14 protein-coding genes are annotated in these 12,791 nt (G+C 42.4%); 4 read left to right on the forward strand and 10 right to left on the reverse strand.

Annotation, left to right across the window (positions count from 1 at the left end):
- Nucleotides 1-118: 118 nt before the first annotated feature.
- Nucleotides 119-1,069: a TAXI family TRAP transporter solute-binding subunit gene (locus NYR63_RS08560; protein ID WP_279457144.1), complete on the reverse strand. Its 951-nt coding sequence runs from the start codon at nt 1,067-1,069 to the stop codon at nt 119-121.
- Nucleotides 1,070-1,233: 164 nt separating this feature from the next.
- On the opposite strand from NYR63_RS08560, the gene NYR63_RS08565 reads away from it, so the two are divergent.
- The 4 genes from NYR63_RS08565 (at nt 1,234) to mscL (ending at nt 4,456) form a co-directional block, all read left to right on the forward strand.
- Nucleotides 1,234-1,860, forward strand: a complete 627-nt coding sequence (locus NYR63_RS08565) for a YigZ family protein (RefSeq protein ID WP_279457145.1) — start codon at nt 1,234-1,236, stop codon at nt 1,858-1,860.
- 80 nt (nt 1,861-1,940) lie between these two features.
- Complete coding sequence (locus tag NYR63_RS08570; RefSeq protein ID WP_279457146.1) at nt 1,941-3,419, forward strand: TrkH family potassium uptake protein; 1,479 nt, start codon at nt 1,941-1,943, stop codon at nt 3,417-3,419.
- A gap of 15 nt (nt 3,420-3,434) precedes the next feature.
- Entirely contained in the window at nt 3,435-3,962 is a 528-nt protein-coding gene (gene hemG, locus NYR63_RS08575; RefSeq protein ID WP_279457147.1) for a menaquinone-dependent protoporphyrinogen IX dehydrogenase, read from the forward strand.
- 104 nt (nt 3,963-4,066) lie between these two features.
- A complete protein-coding gene (gene mscL / locus NYR63_RS08580) occupies nt 4,067-4,456 on the forward strand; it encodes a large-conductance mechanosensitive channel protein MscL (protein WP_279457148.1) in 390 nt (129 codons plus the stop codon).
- A 131-nt stretch (nt 4,457-4,587) separates the two neighbouring features.
- On the opposite strand, the gene lipA is transcribed toward mscL, so the two are convergent.
- From lipA to rsfS, 9 genes are all read right to left on the reverse strand, one after another.
- The gene (gene lipA / locus NYR63_RS08585; RefSeq protein WP_279457149.1) at nt 4,588-5,580 is read right to left on the reverse strand and encodes a lipoyl synthase; all 993 of its coding nucleotides are present in this window, start codon (nt 5,578-5,580) and stop codon (nt 4,588-4,590) included.
- Nucleotides 5,581-5,691: 111 nt separating this feature from the next.
- Nucleotides 5,692-6,348 carry a lipoyl(octanoyl) transferase LipB gene (gene lipB / locus NYR63_RS08590; protein WP_279457150.1) on the reverse strand — a complete coding sequence of 219 codons (657 nt, stop codon included), beginning with the start codon at nt 6,346-6,348 and terminating at the stop codon, nt 5,692-5,694.
- A gap of 31 nt (nt 6,349-6,379) precedes the next feature.
- Nucleotides 6,380-6,679: a DUF493 family protein YbeD gene (gene ybeD, locus NYR63_RS08595; RefSeq protein WP_005598954.1), complete on the reverse strand. Its 300-nt coding sequence runs from the start codon at nt 6,677-6,679 to the stop codon at nt 6,380-6,382.
- Between the two features lie 134 nt (nt 6,680-6,813).
- Nucleotides 6,814-7,992 (reverse strand): serine hydrolase, encoded by a 1,179-nt coding sequence (locus NYR63_RS08600; protein ID WP_279457151.1) that lies wholly within the window; start codon nt 7,990-7,992, stop codon nt 6,814-6,816.
- Between the two features lie 95 nt (nt 7,993-8,087).
- The gene (locus NYR63_RS08605) at nt 8,088-8,645 is read right to left on the reverse strand and encodes a septal ring lytic transglycosylase RlpA family protein (RefSeq protein WP_279457153.1); all 558 of its coding nucleotides are present in this window, start codon (nt 8,643-8,645) and stop codon (nt 8,088-8,090) included.
- Between the two features lie 174 nt (nt 8,646-8,819).
- Nucleotides 8,820-9,944 (reverse strand): rod shape-determining protein RodA, encoded by a 1,125-nt coding sequence (gene rodA / locus NYR63_RS08610; protein ID WP_279457154.1) that lies wholly within the window; start codon nt 9,942-9,944, stop codon nt 8,820-8,822.
- Nucleotides 9,937-11,901 (reverse strand): penicillin-binding protein 2, encoded by a 1,965-nt coding sequence (gene mrdA / locus NYR63_RS08615; protein WP_279457155.1) that lies wholly within the window; start codon nt 11,899-11,901, stop codon nt 9,937-9,939. Before mrdA ends, rodA begins: the two co-directional genes overlap by 8 nt.
- Before the next feature lie 82 nt (nt 11,902-11,983).
- Nucleotides 11,984-12,451 (reverse strand): 23S rRNA (pseudouridine(1915)-N(3))-methyltransferase RlmH, encoded by a 468-nt coding sequence (gene rlmH / locus NYR63_RS08620; RefSeq protein WP_005598965.1) that lies wholly within the window; start codon nt 12,449-12,451, stop codon nt 11,984-11,986.
- Nucleotides 12,452-12,473: 22 nt separating this feature from the next.
- Nucleotides 12,474-12,788, reverse strand: a complete 315-nt coding sequence (gene rsfS / locus NYR63_RS08625) for a ribosome silencing factor (RefSeq protein ID WP_005619625.1) — start codon at nt 12,786-12,788, stop codon at nt 12,474-12,476.
- Nucleotides 12,789-12,791: the final 3 nt, after the last annotated feature.

A 12,791-nucleotide genomic window follows, 5' to 3' on the forward strand; every position in this document is an offset into this window, starting at 1 on the left:
CGGAAGATAGCGCCCGTCTCCCGACGGGTGCTGGTAATTATTGATATATGAAAAATACAGGCACTCGTCAGAGATGAGCGCCATCAGGAAGATATTTGAAAAGTCGCAGAGTGGGCAATTACAACCAACCACGCTCTTTATAATATTTCACTGCGCCCGAATGAAGCGGAGCGGATAGCGCATTTTTGACCATTTCCATTTCGGATAAATGAGCAAATGCCGGATGTGATTTTTTGAAACGATCAAAGTTTTCAAATACCGCTTTTACTACTCGGTAAACCTGTTCCTCACTTACATCGCTTGACGTGACTAACGTTGCATAAACCCCGAAAGAATCGACCGCTTGTTCAACACCTTTATAAACGTGAGCCGGAATAGTCGCTTTCGCATAGTAGCCTTGCTCCGCCACTAATTTACCGACCACTTCATCAGCCACAGGAATCAAGCGAATATCGCAACTGTTGGCGGTTTCTTTGAGTGCGGCATTCGGGTGACCGACATTATAACTAATCGCATCAACATCTTTCTCGCACAACGCTTTGCCCATTTCTGCCGGCGTAAGTTTTAACGCTTCTTTAAAATTCGCTTCCGTCCAGTCTTTGGTTTTTAGTAGAACATTCATCGTTGCTTGCGTGCCGGAACCGTCCACGCCGACATTCACTTTTTTACCTTGCAAATCATCGACCGATTGAATAGCGGAATCGTTGCGTACTACTAAGGTAAACGGCTCGGGATAAATCGAGAAAATCGCTCGTAGTTTGTCGTTCTGTTTGCCTTCAAATGAACTGGTACCGTGATAAGCATGATATTGCCAATCCGACTGCACAATCCCCATTTCTAACTGACCGTTCGCAATTTTATTCAGATTATCAACCGAAGCATCGCTGGCAAGCGCTTTACAAGCGGTGTGATTTTCACTGCGATTTACAAATTGGCAAATCGCATTACCTGTTACAAAATAAAGCCCGCTATCACTGCCTGTCCCCAATTTCAGCGGAGTTGGATCAGCTTGCGCAACACCGGTAAGCAATAAACCGGCTAGAAGGGAAAGTTTATAAGATATTTTCATAGAGAAACCCTCAAAATAGAATTGTGTTTGCCGCTTGAAGATATACTTTTTCGTACAATATATGCAACTTTTTTCTACATTTTTTATGTACAAGCGGTCTATTTTCGCCAAATCTTGGCAAATTCGGGTATCATCATTGTTTTATATATTACTCGGCTAAGTTTATGGAATATTTTGTCCCGCAAAAAACCGTTATTTTTGAAGAAGAAATCAAAAAAAGTCGCTTTATTACCTATCTTTGCCATACCGACGGCATGGAACAGGCAAAAACTTTTTGGGCGGAAATAAAGGCTTTGCATCCGCACGCTCGTCATTGGTGTTGGGCAACGGTGGCCGGGATGCCGAATGATTCGCAACAATATGGATTTTCGGACGACGGCGAACCATCCGGTACTGCCGGTAAACCGATGTTAAATTATTTGCTCGGCTCAGGTTTAGGCGAAATTACTGCGGTTGTGGTACGCTATTACGGCGGTATTCTGCTAGGAACGGGCGGCTTGGTTAAAGCCTATGGCGGAGGCGTACAACAAGCATTACTGCAAGTTGAGCAACAACGTAAAGTGTTACGCCAACATTACCGTCTTATTTGTGAATACGATCAGTTTAATACGTTGCAACATTTAATCACCGAGCATGATATTGTAGTGCTTGAACAGCAATTTAATGAGAAAATTAACCTAACCTTAGCGATTAACCCAAGTGAACTGGAGCTGTTTATTCGACAAATAACCCAACGTTTTGCCGGAAAACTTTCTCTTACCGAGGTTGAGGAAAGAGCGAATCATTCATAACCATTGACTTTTTTGCTAAAATCTCACGAAATTTAACCGCTTACCTTCGGGCAAATGCACCCGATTCATTTGAGGTCTTTGTGCAATTCTTATCAATTCTTCGTATTGTCGGCATTCTTGTGATGAGCTTTTCATTTACGATGCTCTTACCTGCTTTCGTCGCGCTTATTTACGGCGACGGCGGCGGTCGAGAATTCCTACAATCGTTTTTACTGACGTTTAGCGTCGGTACTTTGCTCTGGTGGTTTAGTCGTAACCAAAAAAATGAGTTGCGTTCCCGAGAAGGTTTTTTAATCGTAGTCCTCTTCTGGGTGGTACTCGGCTCGCTAGGTTCCGTGCCTTTTATTATTTTAGAGCACCCCGATTTGAATTTTAGCGAATCGATTTTCGAATCCTTTTCAGGGCTCACGACAACGGGTGCAACCGTTATTACCGGTTTAGACCAGTTACCTAAAGCCATTCTGTTTTACCGCCAATTTCTGCAATGGTTGGGCGGTATGGGGATTATCGTATTGGCGATTGCAATTATTCCGCTTATCGGTTTAGGTAAACTCTACCGTGCGGAAATGCCGGGGCCGTTAAAAGACCAAAAAATGCGCCCTCGTATCGCCGAAATCTCTAAATTGCTGTGGCAAATTTATTTTAGCTTAACCATTTTATGCACCCTTGCTTTTAAAATTGCGGGAATGAGTTGGTTTGATGCGATTTGTCATAGCTTTGCCACTATTTCGATTGGCGGTTTTTCTACGCACGACGCCAGCATCGGTTATTTTGACAGCATTGTGATCAATAGTATTACCGCCGTATTTTTACTGATTTCATCAATTAACTTCGGCTTACATTTTGCCTTAATCGATCAATTGAAAGATAAAAATAACAAACAAACCGGCAATATATTTAAACGACTCTATTGGAAAGACTATGAGTTTCGTTCATTTGCCGTGATCCAATTAAGCCTGTTTTTGATTTGTTTTGCCATTTTAAGTATTTATAACTATTTTGATAATGCCGAAATCACCTTCCAACATGCGTTGTTTCAATCGGTATCGATTTCAACCACCGCAGGTTTTACCACCAATGATTTTAGCCAATGGCCGTCTTTTTTACCTATATTATTGGTGATGGCATCCTTTATCGGCGGTTGTGCCGGCTCGACCGGCGGCGGATTAAAAGTGATTCGGGTAATGTTGTTATACTTACAAGCAAACCGAGAAATTCACCGTTTCGTCCACCCTAATTCGGTTAAACCGATCAAACTCGGTGCGCATATTTTCTCGGAGCGTATCGAAGAAGGTATTTGGGCTTTCTTTTCCGCTTATATTTTTGTATTCGTAATGTGTTGGTTCGGCACTATTGCCTTCGGTATGGAAACGTTTGACGCCTTTAATGCGGTGGTTGCTTCACTGAACAATCTCGGTCCTGCATTAGGTAACGTCAGCAGTAACTTCACTCAAGTGCCGGACGGTGCAAAATGGATATTAACGATAGCTATGGTATGCGGACGTTTAGAAGTATTTACGCTCTTAGTAATTTTAAGTCCGGTATTCTGGAAAGATTAAAAATGGAATAAATAAATGAAAACCCTAATCCTCTATTTTACGACCGACGGTCAAACTAAACGTATTGCGGACAAATTGGCACAGGAAATTAGCCACGAAGTCGAACTGATTTCACTACAAGCACAAGAGGTCGATTTTTCCGAAAAACTTGCCAATGCCGATCAAATTGTCCTCGGCGCCTCAATTCGTTACGGCCATTTCAATGACTTGGTCTATCAATTTATTGAACAACATCATCAAGTTTTAAATCAAAAACCTTCCGCATTTTTTAGCGTAAATTTAACCGCTCGCAAAGCGAATCGCAAAACACCGGAAACCAATGTTTATACCCGTAAGTTTCTCGCTAAAATCAAATGGCGACCGACTCAGGTGGAAGTAATTGCCGGCGCACTGCTTTACCCTCGTTACACCTTATTGGATCGTCTTTGTATTCAACTTATTATGAAACTGACCAAAGGTGAAACGGATGCGAGTAAAGAATATGAATACACCGACTGGCAACAAGTTAGCCGATTTGGTCAAAGATTAAACAAAATAGAGTAAGTGTAAATTTAGTTAAAAGTGTTAATAGGATATTACCGTTTGTTTTATAATCGCCCACTTAATGCCCAATAGTGGGTATGAATTTCAATGAAAAAGGAAAAGCAATGAGCATTTTAAAAGAGTTCCGTGAATTTGCGGTAAAAGGCAATGTAGTAGATATGGCTGTCGGTGTGATCATCGGTGGTGCCTTCGGTAAAATCGTATCTTCATTAGTTAGCGATGTAGTAATGCCACCTATCGGTTGGTTAATCGGCGGCGTAGATTTTAAAGATCTCGCAATCGAAATCGCACCGGCAAAAGAAGGTGCTGAAGCGGTAATGTTAAAATACGGCGCATTCATTCAAAACGTATTCGATTTCTTAATCATCGCTATTGCGGTATTCGGTATGGTTAAAGTGATCAACAAACTTAAAAAACCGGCGGAAGCTGCACCGGCTGAACCGACAGCAGAAGAAAAATTATTAACAGAAATCCGTGATTTATTGAAAAAATAATCAAGGATAAAAAAGAGGGAGCGAAAGCTCACCTTACCTAAGGAAAATAAATGGCGAGCTTATGCTCGCCATTTTGCTATCTACGTAGATAAAAAAGAGAAAGCGGTCTGCTTTCTCTTTATTTTCGCAAATTATTTGACTAACTCGCCTTTCGCCTGTAAATCGGCATGATAGGAAGAACGAACGAACGGTCCACAAGCAGCGTGTTCAAAGCCCATTCTTTCCGCTTCACTACGGAACATATCAAATTCTTCCGGCGGCACATAACGTTCTACTTTTAAGTGATGACGGCTTGGCTGTAAATATTGACCGATCGTCAGCATAGTAACACCGTGATCACGTAAGTCTTGCATCACTTCTAAAATTTCTTCGTTCGTTTCGCCAAGCCCTACCATTAAACCCGATTTGGTCGGAATATTCGGGAATTCTTGTTTGAAGATTTTTAGTAGCTCAAGCGACCATTTATAGTCAGCTCCCGGACGTACTTCACGGTATAAACGCGGCACATTCTCGAGGTTATGGTTAAACACATCCGGCGGATTTTGTTTTAAAATTTCAACCGCTTGTTCTACACGACCTCGGAAATCCGGCACTAAAATTTCCACTTTACATTCCGGATTTAACGCTTTGATTTCACGTACTGTTGCAGCAAAGTGCGCCGCACCACGGTCAGCCAAGTCGTCACGATCGACCGAAGTAATTACTACATATTTTAACTTCATATCCTGTACGGTTTCCGCTACTTTACGCGGTTCTTCCGGATCTAAGGGTAGAGGTTTACCGTGTGCCACGTCACAGAACGGACAACGACGAGTACAAATTGCGCCCATAATCATGAAAGTTGCCGTACCGTGGTTAAAACATTCGTGTAAGTTCGGGCAAGACGCTTCTTCACATACCGAGTGTAAGCCGTGGCGACGCATACCGTGTTTGATACTGTCGATTTTCGCCGAAGCCGCCGGTAATTTAATTTTCATCCAACTTGGTTTCGGTAATAATTCTTGATCAGGGTCGATATTACGTACTTGAATTACCGAGGTTTTGGCTGCATCGCGATATTTCACGCCGCGTTCCATCTTGAACGCTTCCATTTTTTTAGGCTTAGTACCTGTCGCAATTGTCATTAAGTTCTATCCTTTTCTATGCAATGTTAAAGGGCGGAGATAACCCCGCCCCGACACACAGATATTATAATTCTGATGATTTGCTCTTAACGGGCAAATATTTACTCAACATTATATGTTAATAATTTGTTGTTCATTATACCCCAAAATGTTGCAAAAGTGCGCAACTAATTTTGGCGAAACTAAATCGCATTGTGCCGCCGATTCGGCAATATAATCTTTCAGTTGCGTCATTTCCAGTCCAGCATAACCGCACGGATTAATATTTCTGAACGGCGTAAGATCCATATTCACATTAAATGCTAAACCGTGAAATGAACGACCTTGACGAATTCGTAATCCTAACGAACAAATTTTCTTACCGTTAATATACACACCCGGTGCATCCGGTTTCGGATAACCTTCAATGCCGTAATCCGCTAAAGTTTTTACCACACACTGCTCTAAAGAGGTTACTAAATCTCTAACCGAAACATCTTTCCCCTGCGCTTTTAAACGCTTGATGTCAATCAACACATACATAACCTGCTGACCTTCGCCGTGGTAGGTAATTTGTCCGCCGCGATCGGTTTGTACCACCGGAATATTGGTCGGATTCAGTAAATGTTCCGGTTTACCGGCAGAACCTTGGGTAAACACCGCCGGATGCTGCACTAGCCAAATTTCATCGGCAGTATTTTCGTCACGCTTATCGGTAAAATCTTGCATTTGATGCCAGATTTCTTCATACGGTTGAACACCAAGTTGGCGAATAATAAGTTGATTCATCAGATTATCTCCGTCCGGAATTAACATCTTATTATAAGACCATTCTTACGCCTGAAATTTTAGCAAGCTCTACGTAAAGCGTTTCAACTTGATCAATATGCTCGGCAATAATATCGATTGAAACGGAATTATAGGTGCCTTTTGAACTGCGTTGTTGGCGAGGATTATAGTCGCCTTTGGCGTGAATTTGCGTGATTGCCACCACATCGTCCACTAAATCTTCACGATGGGTACCCACCACTTTAAAGGTGAACGAACACGGAAATTCTAATAAATCTTTTAATTTTGCCTGTGGTAAGTCTTGTAGGTTTACTGTTCTTGATTGTGTCATATTTATATCCTTTTTCTCTCTTATACTATTAAGACTAAGCGGTATGATTTTGCAAGAATTTTGCGAAATCATACCGCTTATAGATTGGTCATCCAAATATGGGGATGATTTTGAACATTACAAGTGAGTTACGTTTAGTCAAATAAACTCTTAACGGTTAAGACCACCCAATCCCACGCTTTACCGAAAATACCCGCTTCCGGTACATCCTGTAAAACTTGCAAATCGTTACTCGCTACGTCTTTACCGTCTAATTGATAAATCACTTTACCGATTACCTGACCTTTTGCTAAAGGTGCTTCAAGATTTTTACGTTCAAGTTCATAACGCGCTTTTAATTCCGATGCTTTACCTTTCGGTACAGTCACGAAGTTATCTTGCACCGAACCAAGTTGAACTTTGCTCGCCTCGCCGTAATAAACGCTTTGCTCGGAAACCGCCTGACCCGCTTGTAATGATTTTACCGTTTCGAAATTAGCAAAACCCCATTGAAGCAATTTTTTACTTTCAACTTCACGGCCTTTATAAGTCGGCACACCCATTACCACCGAAATTAAACGGGTATTACTATTCGTTGCCGATGCGACTAAATTATAGCCGGCTTGATTAGTATGCCCGGTTTTCATACCGTCCACATTAATCGTTTTATCCCAAAGTAATCCGTTACGGTTCGGTTGCGGTTTTTTAATGTTGTACTTAAATTCTTTTTCTGCGTAAATTTTATATTCTTCCGGCTGATCTCGAATCACATGCGCACCGATAATCGCCATATCACGTGCCGATGAGTATTGATCCGGGTCGTCCAAACCGTGCACGGTCGTAAAGTTAGTATTTTTTAAACCGAATTGCTGACCGAATTTATTCATTTGGTCAATAAAAGCTTGTTGAGAACCTGAAGTATGCTCTGCCAAAGCCACCGCCGCATCGTTACCTGAAACGATAATTAAACCTCGCATTAAATCGGCAACCGATACTTGCGTATTTAAATCCAAGAACATTAACGAAGATCCCGGAAACTTCTGTGCCCAAGAATTTTCCGTTACGGTTACCATATCGCTGTTTTTCACTTTGCCTTGTTTAAGCGCATCACCTACCACGTAACTGGTCATCATTTTAGTTAATGAGGCGGGATATTGACGTTGGTCCGGATTTAAACTCGCTAACACATTACCCGAGTTATAATCCATTAAAATATAGGTCTGTGCATTTAATTGCGGTGCCGAAATACCGAAGTCCACATTTGCGTCTGCATGAACAAACGGAGAAACGGCTAAAGCACAAAGGCTTACGGATTTTAATAACGTTCTTTTCATAAAAGCATCCAATTCTTTGGGGAAACAACAGGTGGTATAAAGCAAACAAGGGCTTGTTGAAACTCAACAAACCCTGATGCGAGATATAAAATATTCTAAATATCTTCTTCGCTCGCTACAGAAGTAGCTTTTTTATTTTTATTTAGCACGGCTAACTTAACGTGTGCGGTGCCGGCTCCATGTATTCCCAATTGGCGCGCGGCTGCTTTAGATAAATCCACCACACGAGTATGAGCATACGGCCCGCGATCATTCACACGAACAACAACCGAACGACCATTACGAGTATTGGTTACTTCCACTAAAGTACCGAAAGGTAATGTTTTGTGCGCTGCGGTCATTTCCGAATTGCTAAATCTTTCGCCGTTTGCGGTACGGCGTCCGTTAAATTTATCTGCATAGTAACTTGCAACACCAGACTGATAGTGGTTACGAGCAGTATGTTTATGTTGTTCTTTAAGCGACTTTTTAACAGTTTTGACTGATTTTTTCGCTTTAAGAGCGGTTTGTTTTACCGCTTTTTTTGCAGTTTTAGAAACGATGTGCTTCTTTATGACTGCTGTTTTTGCGTGTTTGGTTGCTGCAACAGAATTCAATGATCCTAATGTTAAGAATCCAGCTAACAACAGGGTTACCATTTTACTTAATCGCATAAGTTTTCCTCATTTAGATATCGTACTGTGTAACGATGTGTTTTGCCCACAAAACAGGATTATCTTGTGGTGGCTGTTAATCTTTCTTTTGATAGATAACTGCTCTTGTATGTGCTTTTTGATACCGCAAAAAAGCAAAAGTTCAAACCCTATATTCAGCCTGTAGGGTTCAAATTAAAGTTTACTATACGGGTTGTTACCGCTGATACGCTTACGATGAACATAAGCGGACATCATCAACCCGAATGCCGCCATGAGCGTCACATAAGAGGTTCCCCCATAGCTAAACAGCGGTAAGGGTACACCAACTACAGGTAAAATACCACTCACCATACCAATGTTTACAAAAACATAAACAAAGAAAAGCAATGCGGTACCGCCCGAAATAAGTCGTCCGAAGGCAGAATCACTCTTGGCTCCCATGACTAAACCTCTGGCAATTATGAACAAATAAATCGCCAATAAGATTAAAATACCGACCATACCGTGTTCTTCACTGAGTACGGCAAAAATAAAATCGGTATGCGGTTCGGGTAAAAACTCAAGTTGCGACTGTGTGCCTTCCATCCAGCCTTTACCGTTAATGCCGCCCGAACCGATGGCAATTTTCGATTGAATAATATGATAACCGGCTCCCAGCGGGTCTTTTTCCGGATCAATCAAGGTCATCACACGGGTTTTTTGATAATCATGCATCAAGAAAAACCACATAATCGGAATAAAACCGGCGAGAAAAACTACACCGGCACTAATTAACTTCCAGCTTAAACCCGCCAAAAATAATACGAAAATACCGGCGGCACACACTAAAATCGATGTACCTAAGTCCGGCTGTATCGCAACCAATAAGGTTGGCAAGATAATAATCCCCAGCGCAATAAAAGTATCTTTTAAACTCGGCGGTAAAGCTCGTTTCGCTAAATAAGTCGCCACCATCAACGGTACCGACAATTTGGCAATTTCCGACGGCTGGAAACGCACAAAGCCTAAATTCAACCAACGTTGCGCCCCTTTACTGGTTTCGCCGATTAAATCCACTAAGATTAACATCACGATACAAACAAGGTAGAGATAAGGCGAAACTCGCTCGTAAAAACGAGGCGGAATCATTGCCATAAAAAGCATTAAACCCAGACCGAGCGAAACTTGAATAATACGGTTGGTAAACATCTTTTCACTGGCACCGCTGGCACTATACAGCACAATTAAACCGTAACCGGTAATTGCCAACAATCCGAGTAACAACCATATATCGAGGGAAAAAATCTTCCAAAAAAATTTTCTTATTCCGCTACTCATTATTTGTTTGTCCTTCTTGTTCAAGCGGTTGAATTTGCTCAATATTTTGCAATGGTTCCGTAGTTCCCACCGGTTCTTTTAAGGTATTTCGTAAAGCGAAATCCATCACTTGGCGAGCCACCGGTGCGGCATTAGAACCGCCGCCGCCCGCATTTTCTAAAATAATCGCAACGGAAACTTTAGGTTCTTCATACGGCGCATAGCTGATAAACCACGCATGGTCGTGTAGCTCTTTTTTCAACGCATTCTTATTGTATTTACCGCCGTTTAAGTTAAACACCTGCGCCGTACCGCTTTTACCGGCGGCACGGTAAAACGAACCGCCTGCTTTACGTCCGGTACCGTTTGCGGCATTAATCACGTTATACATACCGAACTTCGCCACTTGCCAAAAACGCTCCGGCACGCCTTGAATATCTTCGAACAATAGCGGGTCTTTATACGGTTCAGTTTTATCGCTGCCGATCACTTCCATCATCAAGTGCGGAGTATTGACACGCCCGTTATTAATCAAGATTGCTTGCGCTTTCGCCACTTGTAACGGGGTTGCAATCCAGTAACCTTGTCCGATACCGACCGGAATCGTATCACCCTGTACCCAAGATTTTTTATGACGACGTTGCTTCCATTCACGATTCGGATATACGCCGGCTGACTCTTCAAAAATATCAATGCCCGTTTTCTGTCCGAAACCGAATTTACGCATCCATTCCGACATTTTTTCGATGCCGGTATCATAGGCAAGCTGATAGAAGAAAGTATCGGAAGACTCGGTAATCGCTTTATTTACGTTCGTTGATCCGTGACCGCCTTTTTTCCAATCTCGATAACGTTGTGTCGTGCCCGGTAAGATCCAAAAACCCGGGTCATAAATCGCATTTTGCGGTGTAATTTTTCCTTCCGCCAATCCCATCACCGCGTAAAACGGTTTCACCGTGGAAGCCGGCGGATAAGTCCCTTGCGTTGCACGGCTATATAACGGACGAGCTGGGTCTTCCAATAAGCGTTTGTAATCCGCCCCTGATACGCCGCCGACAAATAAGTTATTGTCGTAGCTCGGGTTGGTAACCATCGCCAATACGCTACTGTCACGAGGATCTAGCACCACTACCGAACCTTTTTGATCGCCGAGCAAATTCTGAATATATTGTTGTAATTCCACATCAATGGTTAAACGAATGCTGCTACCCGCCACCCCAGGCTGATCACGCAATTTACGAATCACTTTGCCTCGGTTATTGATTTCCACCTCTTCAAAGCCGGTTTGTCCGTGTAATTGATCTTCGTAATATTTCTCGATACCTAATTTACCCATATCGTGCGAACCGGCGTAATTACCGAACTTCCCATCTTCTTCGAGTTTTTTCTTATCTTTTTCGTTAATTTTCGCCACATAACCGAGAATATGGGTTAAGGTTTCGCCGTAAGGATAATTACGTTTGTAATACGCTTGTACGTCTAGACTTGGAAAACGATATTGGTTTACCGCAAAACGCGCCATTTGTTCTTCGTTTAAATTACCCTTTAATAAAATCGGCGTATAACGAGAGGTGCGTTTTTTCTCTTTACGGAACTCTTCCACATCTTCATCGGTTAAGCCGACTACATCACGTAGTTCAACTAACGTTTCTTCTAGGTTTTCGGTTTTTTCAGGAATGATATAAAGCCCGAAATAGGTAATATTTTCAGCTAATACTTTACCGTTGCGGTCGTAAATTAAACCGCGAGTAGGCGGAACAGGTAATAATTTGATACGGTTACCGTTGGAACGTGTTTGATAATCCTCATAATTCACCACCTGCAAATGATACAGATTGGTTAATAGCACACCCGTAAGTGCCAATACCCCGATAAATGCAATCAACGCACGACGAGCAAACAGATTGCTCTCCGCTTGCCCATCTCGCACTTTTTCACGAGGCTTTGGATTAGTTAATTTTCCGAGTTTACCAAACATTGTTTATCTCATTTTGTGCTCGAGCGAACGGAACAAGCGGTCAAAATTTTGGCATTTTTTACCATGTCCGTTCGAGATCAAGCTATTCTCGATGATAAGGGTGATTTGTAGTCAGTGACCACGCACGATATAAACTTTCAGCAACAATTACGCGCACCATCGGATGCGGTAAGGTTAGCGGCGAAAGAGACCAGCTTTGTTCTGCGGCGGCTTTACATTCCGGCGAAAGTCCTTCCGGCCCGCCGATCAGCAAGCATACGTCTCGCCCGTCATTTTTCCACGCCTCCAATTGGCTCGCCAATTGTTCGGTTGTCCACGGCTTGCCCGGAATATCCAAGGTCACAACTTTGCCTTTACCGGCGGCGGCTAACATCGCTTTGCCTTCTTGCTCTAAAATGCGTTTAATATCCGCATTTTTGCCGCGTTTACCGGCGGGAATCTCAATCAGTTCAAACGGCATATCTTTCGGGAAACGGCGTTGGTATTCTTCAAAACCGACCTTTACCCAATCCGGCATTTTTTGCCCGACCGCAATTAATTGTATTTTCATTGTGCCACCACGAAAATGACGATTATGCCCACAGTTTTTCTAATTGATACATTTCACGGGCATCCGCTTGTAATAAATGCACAATTGCTTGACCAAAATCGACCACGATCCAATCCGCTACCGCTTTACCTTCTTCACCAAATACTTCAAAGCCCGCTTGTTTTGCTTCTGCGCTTAAACGATCTGCGGTTGAAGCTACGTGACGCACCGAAGTACCGGTTGCGATAATCATGGTATCGGTAATGCTCGATTTACCGCGCACGTCAATCGCTAAAATATCTTGCGCTTTTAAATCATCTAAAGTTTTTGTTAAAAATTCGACTAAATTTTGTTCCACGTT

Origin of the sequence: Actinobacillus genomosp. 1, from assembly GCF_029774175.1 — a bacterium.
In the GTDB taxonomy this organism is placed as follows: Bacteria; Pseudomonadota; Gammaproteobacteria; order Enterobacterales; family Pasteurellaceae; genus Actinobacillus.